Source organism: Candidatus Vagococcus giribetii, assembly GCF_017316185.1.
Lineage (GTDB): Bacteria > Bacillota > Bacilli > Lactobacillales > Vagococcaceae > Vagococcus > Vagococcus giribetii.
The window spans coordinates 95,520-120,213 of record NZ_JAFLVX010000015.1 but is presented as its reverse complement, the minus strand read 5'-3'; the positions used below and the strand labels follow the sequence as shown (position 1 = coordinate 120,213).

General features: G+C 35.4%; 22 protein-coding genes. 14 read left to right on the top strand and 8 right to left on the bottom strand.

Translation table 11 applies throughout. From position 1 onward, the window contains the following. Positions 1-5 precede the first annotated feature (5 nt). A complete protein-coding gene (locus DOK76_RS05470; protein WP_206965562.1) occupies positions 6-1,277 on the bottom strand; it encodes a replication-associated recombination protein A in 1,272 nt (423 codons plus the stop codon). A gap of 112 nt (positions 1,278-1,389) precedes the next feature. Between DOK76_RS05470 and DOK76_RS05465 the strand changes: the two genes are divergently transcribed. Genes DOK76_RS05465 through DOK76_RS05455 form a run of 3 tightly spaced genes read left to right on the top strand, consistent with a single transcriptional unit; the run spans position 1,390 to position 3,583 of the window. After that, positions 1,390-1,866: a DUF3013 family protein gene (locus DOK76_RS05465; protein ID WP_206965560.1), complete on the top strand. Its 477-nt coding sequence runs from the start codon at positions 1,390-1,392 to the stop codon at positions 1,864-1,866. Between the two features lie 17 nt (positions 1,867-1,883). Beyond that, complete coding sequence (gene prmA, locus DOK76_RS05460) at positions 1,884-2,831, top strand: 50S ribosomal protein L11 methyltransferase (RefSeq protein ID WP_206965558.1); 948 nt, start codon at positions 1,884-1,886, stop codon at positions 2,829-2,831. A gap of 2 nt (positions 2,832-2,833) precedes the next feature. After that, positions 2,834-3,583, top strand: a complete 750-nt coding sequence (locus DOK76_RS05455) for a 16S rRNA (uracil(1498)-N(3))-methyltransferase (protein ID WP_206965556.1) — start codon at positions 2,834-2,836, stop codon at positions 3,581-3,583. A gap of 51 nt (positions 3,584-3,634) precedes the next feature. Here DOK76_RS05455 and DOK76_RS05450 read toward each other — a convergent pair whose 3' ends face one another. Next, positions 3,635-4,129 carry a hypothetical protein gene (locus tag DOK76_RS05450; RefSeq protein ID WP_206965554.1) on the bottom strand — a complete coding sequence of 165 codons (495 nt, stop codon included), beginning with the start codon at positions 4,127-4,129 and terminating at the stop codon, positions 3,635-3,637. A gap of 168 nt (positions 4,130-4,297) precedes the next feature. Here DOK76_RS05450 and DOK76_RS05445 point away from each other — a divergent pair, with 168 nt between their 5' ends. Beyond that, positions 4,298-4,981, top strand: coding sequence for a GTP pyrophosphokinase (locus DOK76_RS05445; protein WP_206965553.1), 684 nt, complete (start codon positions 4,298-4,300; stop codon positions 4,979-4,981). A 33-nt stretch (positions 4,982-5,014) separates the two neighbouring features. Here DOK76_RS05445 and DOK76_RS05440 read toward each other — a convergent pair whose 3' ends face one another. Next, positions 5,015-6,223 (bottom strand): chloride channel protein, encoded by a 1,209-nt coding sequence (locus DOK76_RS05440; RefSeq protein ID WP_206965551.1) that lies wholly within the window; start codon positions 6,221-6,223, stop codon positions 5,015-5,017. 27 nt (positions 6,224-6,250) lie between these two features. After that, positions 6,251-6,562 (bottom strand): ArsR/SmtB family transcription factor, encoded by a 312-nt coding sequence (locus tag DOK76_RS05435; RefSeq protein WP_206965549.1) that lies wholly within the window; start codon positions 6,560-6,562, stop codon positions 6,251-6,253. A gap of 237 nt (positions 6,563-6,799) precedes the next feature. Here DOK76_RS05435 and DOK76_RS05430 point away from each other — a divergent pair, with 237 nt between their 5' ends. The 7 genes from DOK76_RS05430 (at position 6,800) to DOK76_RS05400 (ending at position 16,661) form a co-directional block, all read left to right on the top strand. Then, complete coding sequence (locus DOK76_RS05430) at positions 6,800-9,019, top strand: RelA/SpoT family protein (RefSeq protein WP_206965547.1); 2,220 nt, start codon at positions 6,800-6,802, stop codon at positions 9,017-9,019. Between the two features lie 14 nt (positions 9,020-9,033). Continuing rightward, positions 9,034-9,480, top strand: coding sequence for a D-aminoacyl-tRNA deacylase (dtd, locus tag DOK76_RS05425; protein ID WP_206965545.1), 447 nt, complete (start codon positions 9,034-9,036; stop codon positions 9,478-9,480). A 73-nt stretch (positions 9,481-9,553) separates the two neighbouring features. Beyond that, entirely contained in the window at positions 9,554-10,855 is a 1,302-nt protein-coding gene (locus DOK76_RS05420; RefSeq protein WP_206965544.1) for an NAD(P)/FAD-dependent oxidoreductase, read from the top strand. Between the two features lie 4 nt (positions 10,856-10,859). Then, complete coding sequence (locus DOK76_RS05415) at positions 10,860-12,347, top strand: AcpB/EbpR/MafR family transcriptional regulator (protein WP_206965542.1); 1,488 nt, start codon at positions 10,860-10,862, stop codon at positions 12,345-12,347. 236 nt (positions 12,348-12,583) lie between these two features. Continuing rightward, entirely contained in the window at positions 12,584-14,095 is a 1,512-nt protein-coding gene (glpK, locus tag DOK76_RS05410; RefSeq protein ID WP_206965540.1) for a glycerol kinase GlpK, read from the top strand. Between the two features lie 25 nt (positions 14,096-14,120). Then, positions 14,121-15,941 carry a type 1 glycerol-3-phosphate oxidase gene (glpO, locus tag DOK76_RS05405; protein WP_206965538.1) on the top strand — a complete coding sequence of 607 codons (1,821 nt, stop codon included), beginning with the start codon at positions 14,121-14,123 and terminating at the stop codon, positions 15,939-15,941. A gap of 3 nt (positions 15,942-15,944) precedes the next feature. Next, positions 15,945-16,661: an MIP/aquaporin family protein gene (locus tag DOK76_RS05400; RefSeq protein WP_206965536.1), complete on the top strand. Its 717-nt coding sequence runs from the start codon at positions 15,945-15,947 to the stop codon at positions 16,659-16,661. A 60-nt stretch (positions 16,662-16,721) separates the two neighbouring features. Here DOK76_RS05400 and DOK76_RS05395 read toward each other — a convergent pair whose 3' ends face one another. Further along, entirely contained in the window at positions 16,722-18,149 is a 1,428-nt protein-coding gene (locus DOK76_RS05395; RefSeq protein ID WP_441006653.1) for an IS1182 family transposase, read from the bottom strand. 171 nt (positions 18,150-18,320) lie between these two features. Continuing rightward, on the bottom strand, positions 18,321-19,625 hold the full coding sequence (locus DOK76_RS05390; RefSeq protein WP_206965534.1) for an N-acetylmuramoyl-L-alanine amidase: 1,305 nt from the start codon (positions 19,623-19,625) through the stop codon (positions 18,321-18,323). A 391-nt stretch (positions 19,626-20,016) separates the two neighbouring features. On the opposite strand from DOK76_RS05390, the gene aspS reads away from it, so the two are divergent. Then, the gene (gene aspS, locus DOK76_RS05385) at positions 20,017-21,780 is read left to right on the top strand and encodes an aspartate--tRNA ligase (protein WP_206965532.1); all 1,764 of its coding nucleotides are present in this window, start codon (positions 20,017-20,019) and stop codon (positions 21,778-21,780) included. A gap of 56 nt (positions 21,781-21,836) precedes the next feature. Next, the gene (locus DOK76_RS05380) at positions 21,837-22,715 is read left to right on the top strand and encodes a YitT family protein (RefSeq protein WP_370590098.1); all 879 of its coding nucleotides are present in this window, start codon (positions 21,837-21,839) and stop codon (positions 22,713-22,715) included. A 29-nt stretch (positions 22,716-22,744) separates the two neighbouring features. Here the strand turns inward: DOK76_RS05380 and DOK76_RS05375 are convergent, their stop codons facing one another. Both DOK76_RS05375 and DOK76_RS05370 read right to left on the bottom strand, forming a co-directional pair. Further along, positions 22,745-23,023: a GIY-YIG nuclease family protein gene (locus tag DOK76_RS05375; RefSeq protein ID WP_206965530.1), complete on the bottom strand. Its 279-nt coding sequence runs from the start codon at positions 23,021-23,023 to the stop codon at positions 22,745-22,747. Continuing rightward, positions 23,010-23,756, bottom strand: coding sequence for a tRNA1(Val) (adenine(37)-N6)-methyltransferase (locus DOK76_RS05370; protein ID WP_206965528.1), 747 nt, complete (start codon positions 23,754-23,756; stop codon positions 23,010-23,012). Before DOK76_RS05370 ends, DOK76_RS05375 begins: the two co-directional genes overlap by 14 nt. 130 nt (positions 23,757-23,886) lie before the next feature. Here DOK76_RS05370 and DOK76_RS05365 point away from each other — a divergent pair, with 130 nt between their 5' ends. Beyond that, entirely contained in the window at positions 23,887-24,516 is a 630-nt protein-coding gene (locus tag DOK76_RS05365; protein WP_242542212.1) for a lysophospholipid acyltransferase family protein, read from the top strand. Positions 24,517-24,694 lie beyond the last annotated feature (178 nt).

Sequence of the window (24,694 nt, the reverse complement as noted above, 5' to 3'; positions counted from 1 at the left end):
AAAAATTATTTTTTTGCATTCTTAATTTGTTGTAAACGTTGGGCTAGACCTTTTTCATATTTTCCTGTTTCTTTAGGAAGATAATAAGTTTTATGTTTGATTTTTTCAGGTAAGTAAGATTGTTTTACCCAACCACCAGGGAAATCATGTGGGTATTTATAAGAAACACCACGACCTAATTTCTCAGCTCCTTGGTAGTGACTATCTCTTAAATGATCAGGTACTTCTCCAATATTTCCTTGTCTAATATCAGCTAAAGCTTGATCGATACCTAAATAACTTGAGTTTGATTTTGGTGATAGGCAGAGATCAATTACAGTTTGAGCTAGTGGGATTCTCGCTTCTGGTAACCCAAGTTTTTCAGCTGCTTGAACAGCAGAGACAGTTCGTGAGCAAGCACCGGGATTGGCTAGACCAATATCTTCATAGGCGATAACTAAAAGTCTACGACAAGCAATTAACAACTCCCCAGCTTCTATTAAGCGAGCTAAGTAATGAAGTGCTGCGTCAACATCACTACCACGAATAGATTTTTGAAAAGCAGAAATCACGTCGTAATGAGCATCTCCGTCTTTATCATGTGAGAAGGCTTTCTTCTGAATGCACTCTTCTAAAATGTTTAAAGTAAGGTGAATACTGCCATCTTCATCAGGTTTAGTTGATTTACTTGCTAACTCTAAACCGTTTAAAGCACTTCGTAAATCCCCGTTAGTCGCTCTAGTTAGGTGGATTAATGCTTCTTCATCTATTTTCACATTGAGTTCACCTAAGCCGTTTGTTGTGTCTTGAAGAGCTCTATTAACAGCTATTTCAATATCTTCTTCAGTGAGAGGTTTCACTTCAAAAATTTGCGTTCGACTACGAATAGCGGGATTAATAGCGATATAAGGATTTTCTGTTGTGGCACCAATCATGACAATTCGACCATTTTCCAGATGAGGTAATAAAAAGTCTTGTTTTGGTTTATCTAAGCGATGGACTTCATCAAGTAATAAGATAACAGTGCCACTCATTTTAGCTTCCTCTACAACAACTTGAAGGTCCTTTTTAGTATCTGTGGCAGCGTTTAGCATGCGAAAGGCATAGTGAGTTGAGCCGGCAATCGCACTAGCGATACTCGTTTTCCCTGTTCCAGGAGGTCCATAAAGAATCATGGAAGATAGCATATTGGCTTCAACCATTCGTCGAATAATCTTACCTTCACCTACGAGATGTTGTTGTCCGACAATGTCATCAATAGTAGTTGGTCTCATTCGGTAAGCTAATGGTTTTTGCATGGATACCCTCCTCTTTACTTTTTCCTCATTATATCACAGATTTTCATTGGCAAAGCTTCTGGTTTTCGTATATGATAAGAACATCAAACTAAAAGGAAAAAGAGTGAAATAAATGAAAAAAGAACACGTATTAGACGTTTTAGAAAAAGAGTTAGAAAAACATTTAACTGAGGCTGATTTTGCCATTGATTGGCATCCAAAGAAACATCAATTTGAAGTCTTAGTAGCCCTTTTTGCAGAAAATAAAGATCAAGAGCAAATTGAAGACGAAGAAGGGGTTGTGAGTGAAGAAGAAGTCATCGAATTTGAAGATGGTATTTTATTCTATACAAATCCACTTGATGTGATTGATAAAGAAGAGTACTTAACAACAATTGCTTTTGACCGTAAAAAAGGCTTATCAAGAGAGTGGTTAAGAGAGTTTGCTCGTTATTTAAATGACGTACTCATTGAAGGCCAAAATGATTTGTTTGATTTTCTAACAGATGAGTCTGTCGATATCTTTGAATTAAAATGGGAAGATAGCGTCTTTGAACAACGTTTAGAAGCAATTAAAGAGCATCATTTTGTCCCATACCCTAAATATTAGAAAAAGAGGAAATCATTATGAAGTGGAATCAAGTATCCGTATTAACAACAAGTGAAGCAGTCGAAGCAGTCTCTAATATCTTGATGGAATCAGGAGCCAATGGTGTGGCTATCGAAGACTCAATGGATGTATTAAATTTTGAAAGTGACGCCTTTGGTGAAATTTTAGATATCACAACGTTTGATCATATTAAAGAAGGAGCCAAAGTGATTGCTTACTTCCCTGAGACAGTCTTTCTACCAGAGATTCTACCGACCATTTCATTACGTGTGGAACAATTGAAAGAGTTTGGTCTAGAGATTGGTGAGAATACGATTGAAACCTCAGAGGTACTAGAAAATGATTGGGCAACTGCTTGGAAAAAATATTACCATCCAGTAAATATTAGTCGTTATTTAACCATTGTTCCAGAGTGGCAAGAGTACACACCCCATTCAACAGATGAGCACGTGATGAAGTTAGATCCAGGAATGGCTTTTGGAACAGGGACTCATCCGACGACTCGTCTGACACTTCAAGCATTAGAAGTTGTCTTAAGAGGTGGCGAAACAGTTATTGATGTGGGGACGGGCTCTGGTATTTTAAGTATTGCTAGTAAATGCTTAGGTGCTAAGGACGTTTATGCTTATGACTTAGATGATGTTGCAGTGGCTTCAGCTAAAGAAAACATGAATCTTAATCCAGTAGCCAAAGATGTGTTTGTCGCACCGAATAATCTCTTAGTAGGTGTGGATAAAAAAGCTGATGTGATTGTAGCTAATATCTTAGCTGATATTATTATTAAGATGATTCCAGATGCGTACCGTTGTTTAACAGACGAGGGAACTTTAATTATTTCAGGGATTATTGAAGAAAAAGAAGCCAGCGTTTTAGTTTATCTAGAAGAAAATGGTTTTGTTGTGGATCAACGTTTCTCTCAAAGAGATTGGTTAGCTCTGATTGTGAAGAAAGCAACTGAGGATTAATCATGCAGCGCTATTTTTTACCAGAAAATTATAAAGAAAATCAAACCTACTCTTTAGTAGCAGATGACTTTCATCATGCAGCTCATGTCATGCGTATGAAAGTTGAGGAAGAATGTTTTTTGGTGTTTAATCATCAAGAAACCATTGTGGCTAAGGTAGTTGATATCTTAGAAGATAGTATCTTGTTAGAAGAAGTTCGCAAAGAAGCGACTCAAAAAGAAATGCCCTATGCTGTGAGTATTGCTTGTGGCTATACAAAAGGGGACAAGCTAGAGTTAGTGGCTCAAAAGGGAACTGAACTTGGTATGAGTGAGTTAATTGGTTTTCCAAGCAAGACCTCTGTAGCTAAGTGGGATGACAAAAAGCTAACTAAAAAAGTACCTCGCTTTGAAAAAATTGTGAAAGAAGCTGCGGAGCAGTCTCATCGTCAGACAGTTCCAAGCATTCGTTTACTAAGTAGTCAAAAAGAGTTTATTCAGTTATTGGCGACTTATGACCATATACTAGTTGCTTATGAAGAATCTGCCAAAAGCGGGGAAACAAAGAGTCTAGTTAAAACCCTTCAGGCTGTTCAACCTGGTGAAACTGTTTTAATTATCTTTGGACCAGAAGGCGGACTTAGCCCAGAAGAAATCACGTTATTTGAAGCTTCAGGTGGTATTTTATGTGGATTAGGCCCAAGAATATTACGTGCTGAGACTGCACCTTTATACGCCTTATCAGCTATGAGTTATCAGTGGGAATTATTATAAAAAGAAAGAGCTTGTTGTATGTATTTACATAACACAAGCTCTTTGCTTTTTTTAATGATCTATTTTTAATTCATACTCAATCCCAACGTCATCAATCAAACGATTATTATTGGTTTCTGATTGTTTAAAGGATTTGTTAAAGTCTTTTCCAGTTAGGGAGACTTCTTTTTTGTCTTCATCAATGTTTAAAGTTACTTTTTTGATTGTTTTTTCAAAATAAGGAGAGAAGTTATCTAAGTTTAATGATGTATTAGGGAATTCTTTTTCATAGCGTTTCATATCATTTTTAACTATGTCAGAGTCTTCAAATTCATTAGGTAATTCATTAGGTTTTCTAAAAGGGGCGTAAGTTAAAGAAACGGTAAGAGTCCCATTATCAAAATAGTAAACAGCATTTTGTTGTAAGCTGTTTTGGTTATTAAGAATTTGAATGATGTGTGCTTTTTTGGGTTGATTTTTTTTAGGAGAAGAACAAGCGACTAATAGGAGTGACAAGGATAGGAGCAGAAAAAGAATAATTGATGATTTTCTACTGAAATATCGCATAGGAATCATTCCTTTCTTTTGTTTAAGTATACCACGAATAATAATTGTCCATCTATCTCTAACAAGTAAATAAGGAGTGAAATAGATAGAATAATTGATTAAAAATCATGAAATGCTCATAAAAATAAAGTATAGTAAGTGTATGAGATAAATTTAGGAGTGAAGACAATGGAATTTTCTTCAAAAGAATTAATGGATATTATGAACAATGATGATCCCAGGGCAAATATTTATATGGGTGCATTTGATATTTACAAAAAGCTGATTATTTATTACCAATCAGCAATTGATGAAGTTGAAACCAAACTGAGAATTATTGATAGAGAATTAACTAATTCTAATATTGTTGGTCGCAATAATACGATTCATCAAATTCAAAGTCGTGTTAAAAAAATTGGTAGCATTGCAACAAAACTGGACCGAAAAGGTTATTCTTTTTCTAGAGAAATTGTTGAGGAAAAGCTAGCTGATGTGGCAGGTATTCGTGTGATTTGTTCTTATACAGATGATATTTACATGATTTTAGATTCACTAAGCCATCAAACAGATGTGACTATTTTAGAGATTAAGGACTATATCAAAGAACCTAAGCCAAGTGGTTATCGTAGTTTACATGTGATTCTTGAAATTCCAGTCTTTTTCTTTCAAGAAACGAAAAAAGTAAAAGTTGAAATTCAATTTAGAACAATTGCTATGGACTATTGGGCAAGTCTTGAGCATGGTTTGCGATATAAGGACTCACATATTGACTCTAAATTAAGTGAACGATTAGAAGTATCAGCTAAAGTGATTGCTCAAATGGAAGAAGAGATGTTAGCAATACGCAATGAAATAGAAGCTTTAGAAGAATAAAAAAATCCTCTGCGACTAGGGCAGAGGATTTTTTTATTTAGCTAATTTTTTAGTTAATTTCTTTTTCGCAATAAATATTAAAGCCACCATTAGTAGGACTGGTAAGATTTGTGACGGAAAGAAAAGTGCCACAAAAATAGGAATACCCACAGGTGAGTCTAAAATAACAATTGCCATAGACGTTGCTACAACAGCTGCAATGAAAATAGCATCAAATGTTGGGAACAATTGAGAGATGGCAAAACCATTTAAAATGGCTGCAAAAACAATAGGGAAGATATCCCCGCCAATCCAACCAGTGTTTAGGCAAATTAATAGAAAGACTAATTTTAAGGCTACTACAACGAGTAAGAAAGCAACTGAGAATTGTAAGTAGCGTTCAGGAATACCACCTAAGCTTGTTTGTCCAGAAAAGAGTAAACTAGGTAAAAAAATCGCTGTTACAAAAATAGCAACTGAACCAATTAAGGCTTTTTTGATAGGTTGATCTTGCCAAAAATCAAACCAGCGAGTCATGTGTTTTTTGAGTAACAAATAAAGTTGACCTGATAAGTACCCGAATAACACTAAAGGAATTAATAAAAGTAATTCTTTTAAATGCCAATTAGTTTCTCCCATTTTGGTAATGAAAGAAGGCTGCTCAGTTAACTTCATTAAAACAAAGAAGGCCACAAGTCCATTTAATGAAAACAATGTGTTACTAAATTTCTTGATGTTTGCTAGTTGTGGATGGTCAGGTTCATTGTCTTTGTGATAAGTGACTAAGTATTTTGTTGGGTGTAGCATGTGCTTGATTCTATCTATGGGTGATAGTGAAAAGAATTCTTCTTGGTTTCCGTATAGATAACGTAGCTTGTCTGCTTGCCAAACTGAAAGCATGACAATTGAGCTAAGTAGAGCAGCTTCTGGACCAACGCCAGCTCCAAAAATTAAAATAAAGAGAGCTACTGTCAAGTTGTTGAAAACATGTCTGTAATCAACAGTTTGTGTTTCTTTCAACTCAGAAATAGTATGATGAGCCACTTGAGGGTAATCTCCCCATTTTTTTCTTAAAGAGCCCACAATAACACCTCCTAAAAGACAGATAGGTAAAATCAGCCAAGGATAAGGGAGAACGGCATCCCATAAATGATGTGAGAGGTTGCTCTCTAAAAAGATAAAGCCAAACGAAATAACACCAATCAAGGTACTAATAATAAATCCGTATAAAACTAACCGTAAGATAAGTTTGTTTTTTGTCATGTAAAAAATCCTTTCCCTTGTTAAAAATTAGAAATCAAAGCCTGCTTTCATTAAATGCAGTACTTTTGGATGGTGAATGGAATAAAATATTTGTTTTCCTTCACGAGTACTCTCTACTAACTCGTATTTTTTTAATAGTTGTAAGTGGTGAGAGGTGGTAGCGACACTTGCATTAATAAAGTCAGCTAATTCACTGACACACATTTTCTCTTGATGACTTAAAATATAGATTAACTTAAAGCGAATTTCTTCAGACATTAATTTGAAAAGAGTGCTGATATTTTCAGTATTTAGAGTGTTTAACTGATTGTGAATCTCTTCTTTACTAAGTTGCTTCATAACAAGTCTCCTCTTCCCAAAAACGTTGTAACGAGTGTATCATAACATAAAATAAAAGACATTCAAACGAAACTAAGAATGTTTTCAGACAAGATACTGAAACTCTTGTTGCAAATCATTGAAATACTAAAATAAAGTGAGTATAATTAGTTTAATCTTAAAGAGTAAGAATCAGTCAAAGAGGACAGTTTATTGAATCTGCCTCTTTTTTTAATAAGAATAATAAGGAGGGGTCATATGCCAAAAGAAAAGGTATTAACAGATAAAGAAGTCATTAAGATGGTTTCAAGTTATATGAGTCAAGAGCATGTTGATTTTGTGCAAAAAGCATGTGACTACGCGACAAAAGCTCATGCTGAACAGTTTAGACAATCAGGAGAACCCTATATTGTCCATCCCATTCAAGTAGCTGGGATTTTAGCGGAATTAAACATGGACCCACATACAGTAGCGACAGGTTTTTTACATGATGTAGTAGAAGACACTGATGTGACGCTACAGGATTTAGAGGAAGAGTTTGGACCTGACGTTGCTATGTTAGTGGATGGTGTGACTAAATTAGGTAAGATCAAATACAAATCACACGAAGAGCAATTAGCTGAGAATCACCGTAAAATGCTTTTAGCCATGTCTCAAGATTTACGCGTCATTATGGTAAAACTAGCAGACCGTGTGCATAACATGAGAACCTTAAATCATTTAAGAGAAGATAAGCAACGCAGAATTGCTAAAGAAACACTAGAGATTTATGCGCCTTTAGCACATCGCTTAGGGATTAGCTTAATCAAATGGGAATTAGAGGACCGTTCACTTCGCTACCTAAACCCAAGACAATATTACCGAATCGTTCACTTAATGAATTCAAAACGTGGTGAACGTGAGATGTATGTCGAACAAACTGTGGAAGAAATCAAAGAAGCCACAGAAGATTTAGGTATTGAAGCAGTTATTTATGGTCGACCAAAACATATTTATTCTATTTATCGTAAGATGAAAGATAAGAAAAAAGATTTTGGTGAAATCTATGATTTATTAGCTATTCGTGTATTGGTAGATTCAATCAAGGATTGTTACGCTGTTTTAGGGGCGATTCATACTAAATGGAAACCACTACCAGGTCGTTTTAAAGACTATATCGCTGTTCCAAAAAACAACATGTATCAGTCTCTTCATACGACTGTGATTGGACCAAGTGGCAACCCGATTGAAATCCAAATCAGAACCCATGAAATGCATGAAATTGCAGAATTTGGGGTAGCAGCTCACTGGGCTTATAAAGAAGGAAAAACAGAAAAACAAAACGACAAAAATGCTAATCAAATTAGTTTACTTCGTGAAATTATCGAACTTCAAGATGAAAATTATGATGCGTCTGAATTTATGGATAATGTAAAAGGTGAAATTTTTAGTGATAAAGTGTATGTTTTCACACCTAAAGGAGATGTTACAGAGTTACCTAAAGGCTCTGGACCTTTAGATTTTGCCTATAACATTCATACCGAAGTTGGGAATAAAACCACTGGTGCTAAAGTGAATGGTAAGATGGTGCCTCTTGATTACAAGCTTAAAAATGGAGACATTATTGAAATTTTGACTTCTGCGAATTCATTTGGTCCAAGTCGTGACTGGGTCAATTTAGTGGCAACTAGTCGTGCTAGAAACAAAATTAAACGTTTCTTCAAAGATAAAGACCGTGATGAAAACATTGAAAAAGGTCGTACTATGTTGGAGCGCTATTTATTAGATAATGACTTTGCTCCAAAAGACTTTTTAACAAAAGACAAATTAGCAGATGCTCTAGAGCGTTTTAATTATCATACAGCAGAAGATTTATTTGCTTCCATTGGTTTTGGTGAGATTACCACTCAAGTTGTGTTTAATCGCTTAACTGAAAAAGAGCGAAAAGAACTAGGCATTAAAAAGCAACAAGAAGAAGCCGATGAGTTAATGACGCAACCTGTTCAAAAGAAAGACCCAAATAAAATGAAGATCCGTCATGAAGGCGGTATTGTTATTCAGGGAGCAGATAACTTATTAGTTAGAATTAGTCGATGTTGTAACCCAGTACCAGGAGATGAGATTGTTGGCTATATTACTAAGGGGCGTGGGGTGTCTATTCACCGTAAAGATTGTCCAAATATGAATAACAACTCGGAAGAGGTGCAACAGCGTCAAATCGAAGTTGAGTGGGAAGATACAGCTGCAACAAGTAATCAAGATTACAATGCAGATTTAGAAATTTATGGATACAATCGCACAGGATTACTCAATGACATTTTATTAGTAGTTAACTCTCACACTAAGCGTTTAGTTGGTGTGGAAGCTAAACCAGCTAAAAATAAGATGGCTGTGATTCACTTAACCATTGGTATCCAAAACTTAACTCATTTAGAACAAATTGTGGACAAAATAAAAGCTATACCCGAAGTTTATAGTGTTCGACGAACAAAAGGCTAAAAAGGAGAGATACCATGAAAGTCGTTTTGCAAAAAGTGAGTCAAGCTAGTGTTTCAGTTGATTCAGAAGAGCTTGGCAGTATCAAACAAGGCTATGTGTTATTAGTAGGCGTTAAAGAAGGAGATACTGAAAAAGAAGCTGATTATTTAGTAAAAAAAATTAATGGCTTGCGAATTTTTGAGGATGAAGCGGGTAAAATGAATTTAGATATTCATCAAGTTGGAGGAAGCATCTTATCTATTTCCCAATTTACGTTACTAGCAGATACGAAAAAAGGAAATCGTCCAAGTTTTACCAAGTCAGCACATCCTGATGAGGCGTTAAGACTATATCGTTATTTCAATGAGTCTTTGAGAGATGAAGAGTTAGTGGTTAAAGAAGGAGAGTTTGGGGCACATATGGTTGTTGCCATTGAGAATGATGGACCTGTAACTATCGTCTTTGACACAGATAATAAATAAACAAATAAAGAGAGATGACTGAAGCAATTCGTTTTCTCTCTTTTACTTATGGAAAAATGAAAGGGGTTTTATGATGAAGGTTGTGATTATTGGTGCTTCGTTTGCGGGAGTTCATTGTGCGATTAGAACAAAAGAGCTACATCCTTATGATGAAGTCGTCTTGATTGAACAAGAAAAAGAATTAGGCTTTTTACCCAGTGGGCTAACTCTTTTGATGAACGGTGTGATTTCTTCTCTAGATGAAGCCACTTTTACGACAAAAGAGCACTTACTCAAAAAAGGTATTCACCTAGAATTAGGCGTTCGTGGGACAGACTTTGATTTTGTTAATCATTGTGTGGAAACAACTAAGGGGGCTGTCTACTATGACAAACTGGTTTTAGCTATGGGATCGTCTCAACATTCACAAAAATTGATTAGTGATCATCCAGGCTTTTTAACTTATAAAAAAAGAGAACAAGCTCAATTAGCTGTGGAGAGAATCAAATCCAGCCAAAAGGTAGCGATTATTGGGGCTGGTCAAACTGGAATGGAGTTAGCTAGTTCTTTAGTCAAACAACACAAGCACGTTAGCTTAATTGAAAGCATGAGCTATCCCTTGTATAAATCCTTTGACGAAGATTTCTTACAACCATTTTTAGAAAAGATAGCAGAAAATGATTATGTCACTACTTATTTTTCTCAGACAGTAAAAGATATACAAAGTGAAGGGCTAGAAGATAAGGTGACATTAGTGACTCAACAAGAAGAAATAAGGACAGACACCGCCTTTTTAGCTACTAATGTTAGACCGGATTTATCGATTTTTAAAGGAGAATTAGCTTTCCATGCCGATCAAACGATTAAGGTGGATGCATACTTTGAGACGTCTCAACCAGATGTTTTTGCGATTGGAGACTTGGTTCAAGTACCATCTTTACTCCTAGAGCAATCGATTTACCTACCTCTGATTAATAATGCGGTGAGATCAGCTCATGTGTGTGCTGAAAATCTAGAAACAAAAACTACCCCTTATCACGGGGCAATTCGAATCATTGGAACGTGTGTGTTTGATTATTATTTAGCCAGTTGTGGGTTAACAGAAGCAGATTCATTTTTATACCCAGGTTCAGTAGCCACATTGACGCTGAACTTTCCTTTATCCACAGTGGAAAAAGAACCTGTCAAAATTAAATTTACTTACAACAAAAATACTCAGGTACTTTTAGGGGTTCAGATGATAGCTAAAGTGAATATCCTCGAAAAGATTAATACCTATGCGCTAGCTATTGATTTAGAAATGAGCATTCAAGAGTTAGCCCAAAAAGATTACTTTTATCACCCCTTGTTTGCCAATCCAGTAGCCGATATGATCAAGTTAAGTCAAAGAGGATAAAGTCATGAAGTATGATAACTTATTAGAAAAAAAAGAAGCCACTCAACTAAATTTATTAAAGCATTTGATGTTGTCTAGCGGTAAAGGAAGTTTGTCGACACTTGCTAAAGAGCTAGGTGTTTCTAAATCGTCACTAGAATCTTACGTAGAAGACTTACAAATTACTCTAGAAGAATATGATGGTGAAATTACGTTAACCTTTGAAGGTAATTCTCTTGATTTGAGCATGACTAATTCTTTTTCAATGACTCAAGTGGAGACTGATTTCTACTTAGCAAGTATTAAATACAACATATTGCATTATATTTTCCAACATGGTGATTTTTCACCTGTGTTTTTATCTAATGAACTTAAGCTAAGTGAATCAACTCTATTTAGAAAAATCAAAGAAATTAATCAAGTCTTAGAAGAGTTTGACATAAGTATTTGGCAAGGCAAATTAGTAGGTGAAGAAAGTCAGATTCGTTATTTTTATTTTCAATTTTTTTGGTATTTAACAGAATCAAGGAAAGAAGAGATAAAAACCAGTGAGCAAGGTTATATTGCTATGATAGAAAAAGCCTTAGAACTTCATTTATCCGAGGAAAGCCAGAAAAAAGTAAGTCTATGGCTACGTATTACTAAAAAAAGAGTAGCTATGGCTAATCAAGATTTTAGGCAATTGAATCAAAAGGCGATTCTTTATGAGCGTGATCCTCTTTATTTAAAAATTAGAGAAATAACATTTAGGTTATTTGGTAATTATGCGTTTGAAGTTGCTGATGAGGAAAGTTTACTTCAGTTTGTCTTCTTAATTGCTATGGGAATTCTATCAGAAGAAGATTTTGATGATTATGCTTTAGTCAGATCTCGGTTTACGCCGACAGCTTTACTAGATACAGTCATCTTAGAGAGTTTATTGATGTACTATAAGCCCTTAGTTATGCCAAGAAAATTAGAAAAACATATTTATTTCTTGTTGGCTCAAATCCACCCTAAAATTTACTTTTTTAAAGGTGATATTGAAGTGTATGATTTAGATAATATTTGGTCAATGGAAGCATATTTGTCAGGTCATTCAATGAGAGTGTTAACCACGCACTTAACGAAAATCGCTAAAAAGCAACTAAAACTTTCAGAAGAGACACACCATCAATTACTCATTATGACTGAAATTAAGTATCTAAGTATTATGGCAATTTTAGACAATGTCATGAAACGTGATGTAACAGTAGGGATTGCTCTAGAGATGGATCCATTGTTTAAAGAAGCTACGAGCAACATGTGGATGCTACAGCTTAGTAGTATGAATGGCGTTATTTGTGAAGTTTATGAGCCAGGAAAAACTTATGATTTGATTTTAACTAATAAATACCAAGGGAAATGGGACTCAGACTATTATGTTTTCTCAGAGTTAGGAACAACCTATGACTTAAAACGCATTAGAAAAAACATTCGACGAATCTATGCGAGTAAGAATAATCCTAAACTAAACAGGAGTTTATTAGGATAAAATAACTTTTAAAAATACTATTAGAATTATTAATAGTATTTTTTTTGACGCTTAATCTTTGTGAAAAGGTATAGGTGACAAGCTTTCGTCTATTAATAGTATATTTATTTGTCAAACAGTCACTTTTTTTATAAAAATATTAAAAAAATGACTGTTTAAATGGCTCAAAAAACGTTATCATAGATGTACGGAAAAAAGAAAGCGTTATCTTTTTAACTATTGAAGGAGGAAACAAAATGACAGAACAAGAGTACATTATGGCGATCGATCAAGGAACGACAAGTTCAAGAGCAATTATCTTCGACAAAGCAGGTAACAATGTGGGAAGTTCACAAAAAGAGTTTACTCAGATTTTCCCAGAATCTGGTTGGGTTGAACATAATGCAAATGAAATTTGGAATTCTGTTCAATCTGTTATTGCAGGTGCATTGATTGAGTCTGGTGTTCGACCAACTAACATCAAAGGTATTGGTATTACTAACCAACGTGAAACGACTGTTATTTGGGATCGTAAAACTGGAAAACCAATCTACAATGCGATTGTTTGGCAATCACGTCAGTCTGCTCCGATTGCAGATCAGTTAAAAGAAGATGGACACGCTGACATGATTCACAAAAAAACAGGTTTAGTAGTCGATGCTTATTTCTCAGCAACAAAAGTTCGTTGGATTTTAGATAATGTTGAGGGTGCTCAAGAACGTGCTGAAAGAGGCGAATTAGCCTTTGGGACAATCGATACATGGTTATTATGGAAGTTAACAGATGGTAACGTTCATGTAACTGATTACTCAAACGCAGCTCGTACGATGATGTATAACATCATGGACTTAAAATGGGACGATGAAATTTTAGAATTATTAAACATTCCAAAATCTCTATTACCAGAAGTGAAAAGTAACTCAGAAGTTTACGGACATACACAGAGCTTCCACTTCTATGGTAGCGAAGTACCAATCTCTGGTATGGCTGGGGACCAACAAGCTGCATTATTTGGTCAATTAGCTTTTGAACCAGGTATGATTAAAAACACATATGGTACAGGTGCTTTCATCGTGATGAACACAGGTGAAAAACCACAAATTTCAAAAAACAACTTACTAACAACTATTGGTTATGGTATCAATGGAAAAGTTTATTACGCATTAGAAGGTAGTGTATTCGTTGCTGGTTCTGCGATTCAATGGTTACGTGATGGTTTACGTATGATTGATACAGCACCAGAATCAGAAGAAATTGCTAAAGCATCAACTGGTGATAACAGTGTATATGTGGTTCCTGCCTTTACAGGATTAGGAGCTCCTTACTGGGATTCAGATGCACGTGGGGCTATCTTTGGTTTAACTCGTGCAACAACAAAAGAAGACTTTGTTAAAGCGACACTACAATCACTTGCTTATCAATCTAAAGACGTAATCGATGCTATGAAAGAAGATGCAGGCATTGATATCCCACTTCTTAAAGTAGATGGTGGAGCGGCTAAAAATGATACATTAATGCAATTCCAAGCAGATATTTTAGATATTGACGTGACGCGTGCACCTAACTTAGAAACAACTGCTCTAGGCGCTGCATATTTAGCAGGACTTGCTGTTGGTTTCTGGAAAGATTTAGATGAATTAAAAGAGTTCCAAGGTGAAGGTGGTACGTTTACACCTGATATGGCTGCTGAAGAAAGAGACGATTTATATGCAGGCTGGAAAGAAGCAGTAGCAGCAACACAAACATTCAAACGCATTGGTAAAAAATAGTTAATAGAAATGAAGGATAATTGAGATGCATTTTTCCCTTAAAACTCGTGAGAAATCAAAAGAAGTGTTAAAAAAAGAAACAGTGGATTGCTTAATTATTGGTGGTGGGATAACAGGTGCAGGAGTTGCTGTTCAGACAGCAGCTTCTGGCATCACCACTGCGTTAGTAGACATGCAAGATTTTGCAGAAGGTACCTCTTCACGTTCGACTAAGTTGGTCCATGGTGGTATTCGTTATTTAAAAAATTTCGATGTGGAAGTTGTAGCAGATACGGTAAAAGAACGAGCAACAGTTCAACGAATCGCTCCGCATATTCCAAAGCCAAGTCCGATGTTACTACCTATTTATGATGAGCCTGGTTCAACGTTTTCCATGTTCTCAGTAAAAGTAGCTATGGATTTATACGATCAACTAGCTCAAGTAACTGATACAAGATATACCAATCAAGTGTTGAGTCGTGAAGAAGTTATCAAAAGAGTACCAAAAATCAATACGGATAGGCTATTAGGTGGAGGTTTGTACCTAGATTACACCAACAATGATGCGAGGTTAGTGATTGAAAACATCAAACAAGCAGCAAGTGATGGTGCTCATTTATTAAGTCGAACAAAAGTAATAGGCTTTATTTATGATGATATGGGACAAATTTCTGGTGTTAAAGTAGAAGACCAATTAATCAATGACGTTTATGAAATTCATGCCAAAGTAGTGATCAATACAACTGGTCCTTGGTCAGATACCATTCGTCAGCTTGATAAAGAGCAAGAGTTTAAAGCTGTGATGAGACCAACTAAAGGAGTTCACTTAGTAGTTGATCGTAGTAAACTAAGTGTTTCTCAACCTACTTATTTTGATACAGGTCGACATGATGGGCGTATGGTTTTCGTTATTCCAAGAGAAAATAAAACGTATTTTGGTACGACAGATACTGATTACACAGGTGATTTGAAACATCCGAGAGTAACGCAAGAAGATGTGACTTATCTCCTCCAAATTATTAATCATCAGTTTCCAGAAGCTCAGATTAAGCTAAGTGATATTGAAGCGAGTTGGGCTGGTTTACGTCCGTTGATCGCTGAAAATGGTGGATCTGATTACAATGGCGGAGTAACTCATGGTATGACTCAAGAAAGTTTTGATGACATTGTTGCCAGTGTTTCAGCTTACTTAGTTCATGATATGACAAAAGAGCAAGTAGAAAAAGTAATCAAATCAGCTAAAAGCACAGTCCCTGAAACAAGTAATTCATCTATTTCAAGAGGAAGTAGCTTAGAAGTAACGACGAGTGGTTTAATCACCTTAGCAGGTGGTAAGATTACGGATTATCGTTTGATGGCTGAAGGTGCAACTGCGTTAATTGCTCGTCTATTGACAGAAAAAGAAGGCAAACCATTTAGTTTGATTGACTCAAGTCACTATCCTGTTTCAGGTGGTCATTTTGATGGACAACAGGTTGAAGAAGAATTATCTCGATTTGCTCAATTAGGTGTTGAAAAAGGGTTAGACATGGAAGAAGCTCGATTTTTAGCTAATCTGTACGGTTCTAATATGCCTACAGTATTAACTTACGTTGGTGAGAGTATTCCAGGTTTAACGATAGGAGAGAGTGCTAGTTTGCTCTATTCTTTAAATCATGAAATGACATTAACACCTGTTGATTACCTACTAAGACGAACTAACTATTTATTATTTATTAGTGATCAACTGGATCGATTAAAAGAGCCAGTAATCAACACAATGGCAGGGTATTTTAGTTGGAGCGAGAGCGAGAAAAGAACTTATTTATTAGAATTAGAAGAAGTTATAAACGAATCAAAATTAATGAATTTAAAGAAGGAGAATTAAGTTATGAGTGGAGATACATTACAAATTTTTAGTGAGTTTTTAGGAACTCTTATTTTAGTCCTTTTAGGTAATGGTGTAGTAGCTGCTGTATCATTAAACAAAAGTAAAGCACAAGGCGCTGGTTGGGTTGTTATTACATTAGGTTGGGGTGCAGCAGTAACAATCGCTGTTTACTGTTCAAGTTTCATGGGACCAGCTCACTTAAACCCGGCAGTAACATTAGGTATGGCTGTTGCAGGTAACATTGGTTGGAACATGGTAGCACCGTTTATCATTGCTCAAATTTTAGGTGGTATTGTTGGAGCTGCTCTTGTTTGGGTAACTTACATGCCTCATTGGGAAGCGACAAAAGACGAAGCAACTATCCTAGGAACATTCTCAACAGGACCTGCTATTAGAAGTCCATTCTCAAACATGATTACTGAGTTAATCGGAACATTTGTATTAGTATTTGCTTTACTAGCATTTGGTCGTACAACATTTGCTGATGGTATGAATCCATTAATCGTTGGTGTATTGATTCTTTCATTAGGTTTATCTTTAGGTGGACCTACTGGTTACGCAATCAACCCTGCCCGTGACTTGGGACCTCGTATTGCTCATCAATTATTACCAATCGCTAACAAAGGTGACTCTGATTGGGGTTACGCTTGGGTACCAGTTGTTGGACCTATGTTAGGTGGTTTATTAGCAGCATTAGTATGGGGTATGATTCCATAAAAAAACAACAAAAATAGCTAACTCAAAAGAGTTAGCTATTTCAGATTGAAGACAAACTAGTTACTCAATAAGAGTAATTGGTTTGTTTTTTTGTATTCCATCATTAATTTTGAAAATAGGCAAAAAAATAGAGCCCTCCAGGTCTCTTAATTTAAGCATTTTTGCTAATTTTTTGATGTTGAGGCATGCGAAAGTAAGCCCAATTTTCATGTGCATTTTTTCTTTACCAACTAAATTAGTGTAACGTAGTCCATGAAATTCCTTCGCTGTTCCAAACAATCGTTCAATAGTTTGTTTTCGATTGTTGTATATTTCTTTCATTCCAAGAGAATGACGTATATCTTCACAGCGCTCCATGTCTTCTTCCCATAAATGTCGTTGAATTTGTTTTCTCTTTTCTTTTGATTCAGTGCAATCAGCGATTAAAGGGCAACGACTACAGTCAGCAGGGCTACTTTTATATTCCCGATAACCGTCTCTGTTGGTTGTTGTATATTTTAAAACTTTCATATTAGGACAAATATATTGATCAAAGTATTCATCATAAACATAATCATATTTTTTGAAAAAAACCTTTTTGGTCATTGGTCTTTTGTAAGGAAAGACGGGTGTTAAATTATTTTGAAATAATAAATGAGCAATCCCTGGTGTCTTGTATCCGGCATCCATTACTAATTTATATAAAGTAAAATGACTTTGTAGTTTCGTATAAATATCGATAAACGTGCGACTATCATGGTGATTTCCTGGATGAGTCGTGTATCCCAGAACCCAGCCATTTCTATCACATGCCACTTGTGTGGCATAAGCAAATACCTGTTTATGTTCTCCTTTATGAAACCAACCACTTTCGTCATCCGTTTTACTAATCTTTTTGAATTTTGTTTGATTCTCACTTTCCTTTCTTTTTTTTAAGGGCTTTTTTAATCTTTTTTCTCGATCAATTTCAACTTCCTTTTGAAGTGAACTTACATAAAAAAGAGTATCCTCAGTAACTTCTTTACTTTCATATTTCTTATTATTTGCATGTGCTTTGACGTGTGTTCCATCAATAAATACTTCTGTTGTATCGATTAAATGAGCTTCGATACATTGTGCCAAAATGCCATAAAAAATTTGTTCAAAGATATCTGCCCCTTTGAATCTTCTAGAGTAATTTTTTCCAAATGTTGAAAAATGAGGAACTGAATCTTTAATATCTAAACCAAGAAACCATCGATAAGCCATATTAACCTCGACCTCTTTAATGGTTTGTCTCATACTTTTTATTCCATAAAGATATTGAATCAACGGAAGTTTAATTAATAGAACTGGATCTATACTAGGTCGGCCATTTGATTCATCATACTTGTCTTGAACTAACTTATAAATAAAATCAAAATCTACGTATTTATCAATATCTCTTAATAGATGTTCCTTGGGAACCAAATCTTCTAGAGAATAAAAACCAATTTGATCACGTTTGTTCATATCTTGTTTTTTCAGCATTGAAATCAGCTCCTTTTCTCTATTTTACCAAGAAAAAAAGACAAAGTATCAAAAATCTGATACTTTGTCTACATTCTGAAATAGCTAACTCAAAAGAGTTAGCTATTTTTTTGTTCTGTGAATTTTCTTTATTAGTCAGGGTCAAAACTACTTTTGACTCACCCTATTTTTTTACTTTTCTTTTAAGCCATCGATATAAGTATTTAAGCCATTAGTAACAGCTTCTGCCACTTTTTGATGGTATTTTGGACTTTGAGCATAACTAGCATCAAGGTCATTGTTGATATAACCTAGTTCAAGTAAAATAGCTGGGCGCTCATTTTCACGTAAGACTTGATAATCTTGCATAGCGAAGCCTCTATTTTCTAAAGGTAAGATATCAGCGATTTGATCGTTAACTGCTTGTGCTAAAGGTCGTCCCGAATCATGACGGTAAAAACTTGTTGTCCCAGATCCTTCATTTGGGTTTCCAGAAGAATCATAGTGGAAACTGACAAAGGCATCTGCTTTACTTTCATTGCTTTTTTTAGCAATACGAGATAAGGTAACAAAGTCATCGCCTGAACGAGTCATTAAGACGTTGTAGCCGTTATTTTCTAACTCTTTTTTGACTGCTTGAGCTGTTTTTAAGGTTAAGTCTTTTTCTTTAACTTTGCCATCATTTGTCTCTGCACCAGGATCTTCACCACCATGCCCTGGATCAAGCATCACAGTGTATTCAGATTTTGGTTCACTTGGTCGTTTGTCTTTTTTACTTAAGGCATTTGTGGTGACTTCCCAACTGCGAACATAGCCTTTTTTACCATCTTTTGTTGTAACTTGGTACCAAAAGTCATGGTCAGATTCTGTGACAGTTACTTTATCTGCATAAGCAAGAGTTTCTTTAACGTCACTTGTTTCAGACATCGAACTATAAAGATGAGTGTTATCAAGAGTGACTTGCAAAGAGTCGCCTACGTCAAAGTTTGGCTGTTGGCTCTTTCTGATTTCAAGAGAGTCAGAAGGAACCCAACCGTAAGTATCTTCTGCATAAATTCGACTCCAACCATTTAACTCAAGAGTGACAAAGACTTTCTCTCGTTTTTTTAGGGTGGTTAAGGTTTTGCTAGACTCGTTGTGGTTTTCTTTTAATTCTGTTTTTCTTTGAGTAATCACAGCTGGTAAGTACGTATAGGGACTGGATTTCCCATCAAAAATCAACCAACTAGCAACCCAACCTTCAACTTTGTCTGAAGTTTGAATTTTGTACCAATCTTCTTTTTTTTCTTTAATAGTGACTTTGTCCTCTTTATGGACTTGAGTGATAACTGTTGAATTAGGGCTTGGTTTTTGATGTAGATTGATAGCTGTGGTTTGAACCGTTACGATTTGATTGGTTCCTCTCATAAAATAAAAACCAGCAATAACCATTCCGATGATTAATAAGTTGAAAAGAAATAGTCTAATCATATTTTTGCTTGTATTTGAATTTCTCACGATGTTAGCTCCGATAAATTTATTAGTTTTGTACAAACAATTATAGCAAAAAAATCGGAATAAAAGTAGTTAAGAGGATTTCCTTTAAAACCCTTGACAATTCAAGAGATATCTAGTAATTTTTAATTACAATGTCTATGAAAGAGAGAAAGCTTTTTAAGAAAAAGAGAGGACTAGCCTTGGTGAAATTAGTCCATAAAAAGTGAAGACACTCTGGAGATGAATGACTAAAATCATTCCGTTACGAGCGTTAATCGTTAGAGAAAAGAAATGCATTAGATTTCTTAAACATAGGTGGTACCACGTGTGAGTTAATCATTCGTCCTTGCTTTATTTAAGCAAGGGCTTTTTTTATTTTTTATCAGATAACTATTAAAGGAGACAAAGTACAATGGATAAAAGAACAACTTATTGTGGCCTGGTTGGCCTTGAAGAATTAGGACAAGAAGTAACTGTTAAAGGTTGGGTGCAAAAGCGTCGTGACTTAGGCGGCTTAATCTTTATTGATTTAAGAGATAGAGAAGGCATTGTACAGATCGTCTTCAACCCCGAAACATCAGAAGAAGCATTAGCTATTGCGGATAAATGTCGTAGTGAATTTGTTATTGGTGTCAAAGGAACAGTGGTTAAACGTGAAGGCGCCGTTAACCCAAACATGAAGACAGGTGAAATTGAAATCGTTGCTAGCGAAATCGTTATTTATAACGAATCTAAAACACCTCCTTTTGTGATTGGAGACGAAAATGTTAATGAAGATACTCGTATGAAATATCGTTTTATGGATATTCGTCGCCCTGAAATGTTTAACAATTTAAAATTGCGTCATGAAACAAGTATGGTGATTCGTAATTACTTAAATGACCACGGGTTTATTGATGTGGAAACACCTTATTTAAACAAATCAACGCCAGAGGGAGCTCGTGATTATTTGGTGCCTTCTCGTGTTCATGAAGGTCATTTTTACGCATTACCACAATCTCCTCAAACAACAAAACAATTATTAATGGGTGCAGGGGTTGATAAATACTATCAAATCGTGCGTTGTTTTAGAGATGAAGATTTACGTGGAGACCGTCAGCCAGAATTTACTCAAGTCGATATTGAAACAAGTTTCTTAACAGCAGAAGAAATCCAAACTTATACAGAAAACATGTTAGCTAAAGTGATGAAAGAAGTAATGGGACAAGAAATTACTTTGCCTTTCCCACGTATGACTTATGATGATGCTATGGCTCGTTTTGGTGTGGATAAGCCAGACACTCGTTTTGATATGGAATTAATTGACTTAAATGAAGCAGTTGCTAACGTTGAATTTAAAGTCTTCAAATCAGCTCTTGAGTCAGGTGGTGCAGTGAAAGCAATCAACGCTAAAGGTGCAGCGGCTAATTATTCAAGAAAAGACATGGATAAATTAGGTGAGTGGTTAGCTCAATTTGGTGCTAAAGGTCTTGCTTGGGTGAAAGTCGAAGAAGATGGCCTAAAAGGACCTATCGCTAAATTCTTAACAGAGCACTCAGATAGTATTATTGCTGCGACACAAGCTGAAGTGGGAGATTTATTGATGTTTGTTGCAGATAAAAAAGACGTTGTTGCAGCTTCCTTAGGAGCTTTAAGAAACCGTTTAGGAAAAGAATTAGACTTAATTGATGAAGATACATTTAATTTCCTATGGGTAGTAGACTGGCCATTATTAGAGTATGACGAAGAAGCAGGTCGCTACTCAGCAGCTCACCATCCATTCACGATGCCAAAAGCAAGTGACATTGAATTATTAAAAACAGCTCCTGAAAAAGTATATGCAGAAGCTTATGACGTGGTATTAAATGGATATGAATTAGGTGGAGGCTCACTTAGAATCTATCAAAGAGATGTTCAAGAGGATATGTTTAGTGCCTTAGGATTTACAAAAGAATCAGCACAAGAGCAATTTGGTTTCTTAATGGATGCTTTAGAGTATGGTTTCCCACCACATGGAGGAATTGCTTTAGGCTTAGATAGATTAATCATGTTATTAGCTAAAAAAGATAATATTCGTGAAGTAATTGCTTTTCCAAAAAATAATCGTGCCGTTGATTTAATGACAGATGCTCCTGGTACCGTGTCTAACGACCAATTAGAAGAATTACATTTAGCAGTTAAACTGGAAGAAAAATAGAAGTCACTGTTATCCGTTGTTTTGTATAAAGGAGTTAGAAAGAAAAAATGGAAAAGATAGAAGACCTCAGAGATAAGTTTTTCCATAGACAATACATGGAAAAAGTCTCGATGGCAATCATTAATGGGATACTACAAGCAGTAGCGTTGAATATGTTCTGGCGACCAGGACATATTTACGCCAGTGGTGTGACTGGTTTAGGTCAAATTGTTGTGACTTTAACTGAAAATATGACAGGGATTGAATTACCCATGTCTGTTGTGTTATACGCCTTAAATATTCCTTTATTTATATTAGCTTGGTACAAAATCAGTCGGAAATTTACGATATTCACCATGATTTCCGTTTTTATGACGTCACTATTCATTCAGATAATCCCTGTCACAGAGTTATCAAAAGACCCAATTATTTGTGCGATTTTTGGTGGGGCAGTTTGTGGATTAGGTGTCGGACTTGCTTTAAGAAGTGGGTTGTCATCTGGTGGACTAGATATTGTGAGTGTGACAATTCGCAAGATGACTGGTAAAAATGTCGGCTCACTAAACATCATCATTAATGCCTGTATCATCATGACATCAGGATTTTTATTTGGTTGGCCTTATGCATTCTACAGTGCTTTCTCAATTTTTGTGAATGGAAAAGTAGTGGATGTTGTTTTTACGAAACAGAAAAAAATGCAAATCATGATTGTTACAACAAAACCTGATGCAGTGATTGAGCAAGTTCAACGACGAATTCGTCGCGGGATTACTATTGTAAATGATGCAGAAGGTGCATTTAATCATAATAAGCAAACCATTTTAATTACGATTATTACTCGTGATCAGATTCCGTTACTTCAAATTGCTATGAGGGATTCAGATCCAAAAGCATTTGTTAGTATTTCAGAGAATGTCACAATTATGGGTAATTTCTATGAAGCTTTAGATGAGTAAACAAAAAGAACAGCTAGCCTTATGAAGGGTTAGCTGTTCTTTTTGTTGTAGTGGGCTAAGTAGTTGTCTTTTTGTTTTCTTGTCAGTTGTTTAAAGGCGTATTCAGCCTTCGTTGCTTCACTACGGGTTGAAAAAGATTCGTGATGAATCATTTTTAAAGGTCTGCGTTTTTCAAGTCGCGTGTATTTGGCACCTCGTCCACTATTGTGCTCTTCTAAGCGTCTGGCTAAATCTGTTGTGTAGCCAGCATAATAGGTATTGTCCTTACAATGAAGGACATAAAAATAGTGAGGTTTATGCTGTTCCATGTAGAATGTCCTTAATAGCAGGTAGGTAGGTATTATCACTACCATAGACATAAAGAGGTGGTAGTATTTTTAACCCGTCTGTCTTACCATCTTTGATACCTTCAATCAAAATGGTATTCGCTTCTTTTTCTTCTTTAGGATAAATAAATTGAATCCTTTTTGGTGCAATTCGATGAGCTCTCATACTATCAATAATGTCCATCAATCGATCTGGACGATGAACCATAGCGATTTTTCCATTCATTTTTAAAATTTTGGATGCTGAAGAAAAGACATCATCAAGTTGTAAATGGATTTCATGACGAGCAATAGCGTAATAAGGATTCGGGTTTTTTTTACTATTGGGTTGTTCCTTGAAATAAGGAGGGTTGCAAGTAATAAAATCAACTGAATCACTTTTAATTTCAGTTAATATGTCTTTGATATCTAATTGTTTCATGGTTAGCTGTTCTTCAAAATGATTTAACAGAATACTTCTTTTTCCCATATTAGCCAAACGTTCTTGAAGCTCAATACCAGTTATCTGAGCATTGGTTCTAGGAGCCATAAAAAGAGCGACGGCACCGTTTCCAGAGCAAAAGTCGACAATCTGTCCTCTCTTAGGAATAGAAGCAAAATGGGCCAGTAAAACGGCATCTAGTGAAAATGAAAAAACGTCAGGACTTTGGATAATTTGAACGCCTTGAGAGACTAATTGATCAATTCTCTCGCCTTCATGTAATAATTCGTTCATTGAAAACTTCCTTTCAAATCAGTGTGTTTATTATAGCATGATAGGTCATCATTTAAATAAGAAAAACTTGCAAGTTTGACAAAATTTCGGCATACTGTGAGAAGGAATTTAAAGGAGAGGACAAAAAATCATGTATCGATTTTTATTATATGTTGTGCGTTTTTTGACATTTTTTATCAATACAAATGCCCGTTATGTTGGTCGAGAGAATTTACCTAAGGAAGAAAATTATGTGTTAGTTGGTCCCCATAGAACATGGTATGAACCATTGTATTTTGCCATGGGAGCTTGGCCAAAAAAATTCTCGTTTATGGCTAAAAAAGAATTATTTGAAAATCCAATTTTAGGTTATATTTTGAAGAAATGTCACGTGTTTCCAGTAGATAGAGATAATCCGGGACCTAGTGCCATTAAAACACCTGTCAGAGCCTTAAAAAATACAGATTTAAGTGTGATGGTCTTTCCCAGTGGTAGTCGCTACTCAGATGATTTAAAAGGTGGAGCAGCTGTTATTGCTAAGATGGCTAAAGTGAAAATTGTTCCTGCAGTGTATCAAGGGCCAGTTAAATTTAGCTCGTTATGGACTAAGAAAAGAGTCACTCTAGCTTTTGGAGAACCTATTGATATTTCTGATATTAAGAAATTAGATAAAGCAGGTTTAGAAGAAGTTGAACGTAGAATGCAAGAAGCATTTGATCAATTAGACAACCAGATAAACCCAGATTTTGTCTATCACAAACCAGTTAAAAAAGAAAAATAGTTGTTGAGAATAATTCACTAAAAAAGGTTGAAACCGTTATTGATAATGGTTTTGACCTTTTTTTACTTTAAAAAACAAAGTAAAAATCTTATTTATAAATTACGTTCAGTTTACCTAGTTAAATAGATTAAATTTTGAAATATGAGCATAAGTTTTTTGTTTATAATTATTCTAATGT

Bases quoted from the DNA above. Each gene is read 5' to 3' on its own strand.
- prmA (WP_206965558.1), top strand. From the start codon at position 1,884: ATGAAGTGGAATCAAGTATCCGTATTAACAACAAGTGAAGCAGTCGAA.
- DOK76_RS05470 (WP_206965562.1), bottom strand. From the start codon at position 1,277: ATGCAAAAACCATTAGCTTACCGAATGAGACCAACTACTATTGATGAC.
- DOK76_RS05465 (WP_206965560.1), top strand. From the start codon at position 1,390: ATGAAAAAAGAACACGTATTAGACGTTTTAGAAAAAGAGTTAGAAAAA.
- DOK76_RS05415 (WP_206965542.1), top strand. From the start codon at position 10,860: ATGAAGTATGATAACTTATTAGAAAAAAAAGAAGCCACTCAACTAAAT.
- DOK76_RS05450 (WP_206965554.1), bottom strand. From the start codon at position 4,129: ATGCGATATTTCAGTAGAAAATCATCAATTATTCTTTTTCTGCTCCTA.
- DOK76_RS05395 (WP_441006653.1), bottom strand. From the start codon at position 18,149: ATGCTGAAAAAACAAGATATGAACAAACGTGATCAAATTGGTTTTTAT.
- DOK76_RS05365 (WP_242542212.1), top strand. From the start codon at position 23,887: ATGTATCGATTTTTATTATATGTTGTGCGTTTTTTGACATTTTTTATC.
- DOK76_RS05420 (WP_206965544.1), top strand. From the start codon at position 9,554: ATGAAGGTTGTGATTATTGGTGCTTCGTTTGCGGGAGTTCATTGTGCG.
- DOK76_RS05445 (WP_206965553.1), top strand. From the start codon at position 4,298: ATGGAATTTTCTTCAAAAGAATTAATGGATATTATGAACAATGATGAT.
- glpO (WP_206965538.1), top strand. From the start codon at position 14,121: ATGCATTTTTCCCTTAAAACTCGTGAGAAATCAAAAGAAGTGTTAAAA.
- DOK76_RS05430 (WP_206965547.1), top strand. From the start codon at position 6,800: ATGCCAAAAGAAAAGGTATTAACAGATAAAGAAGTCATTAAGATGGTT.
- DOK76_RS05375 (WP_206965530.1), bottom strand. From the start codon at position 23,023: ATGGAACAGCATAAACCTCACTATTTTTATGTCCTTCATTGTAAGGAC.
- glpK (WP_206965540.1), top strand. From the start codon at position 12,584: ATGACAGAACAAGAGTACATTATGGCGATCGATCAAGGAACGACAAGT.
- DOK76_RS05435 (WP_206965549.1), bottom strand. From the start codon at position 6,562: ATGAAGCAACTTAGTAAAGAAGAGATTCACAATCAGTTAAACACTCTA.
- DOK76_RS05455 (WP_206965556.1), top strand. From the start codon at position 2,834: ATGCAGCGCTATTTTTTACCAGAAAATTATAAAGAAAATCAAACCTAC.
- dtd (WP_206965545.1), top strand. From the start codon at position 9,034: ATGAAAGTCGTTTTGCAAAAAGTGAGTCAAGCTAGTGTTTCAGTTGAT.
- DOK76_RS05440 (WP_206965551.1), bottom strand. From the start codon at position 6,223: ATGACAAAAAACAAACTTATCTTACGGTTAGTTTTATACGGATTTATT.
- DOK76_RS05400 (WP_206965536.1), top strand. From the start codon at position 15,945: ATGAGTGGAGATACATTACAAATTTTTAGTGAGTTTTTAGGAACTCTT.
- DOK76_RS05370 (WP_206965528.1), bottom strand. From the start codon at position 23,756: ATGAACGAATTATTACATGAAGGCGAGAGAATTGATCAATTAGTCTCT.
- aspS (WP_206965532.1), top strand. From the start codon at position 20,017: ATGGATAAAAGAACAACTTATTGTGGCCTGGTTGGCCTTGAAGAATTA.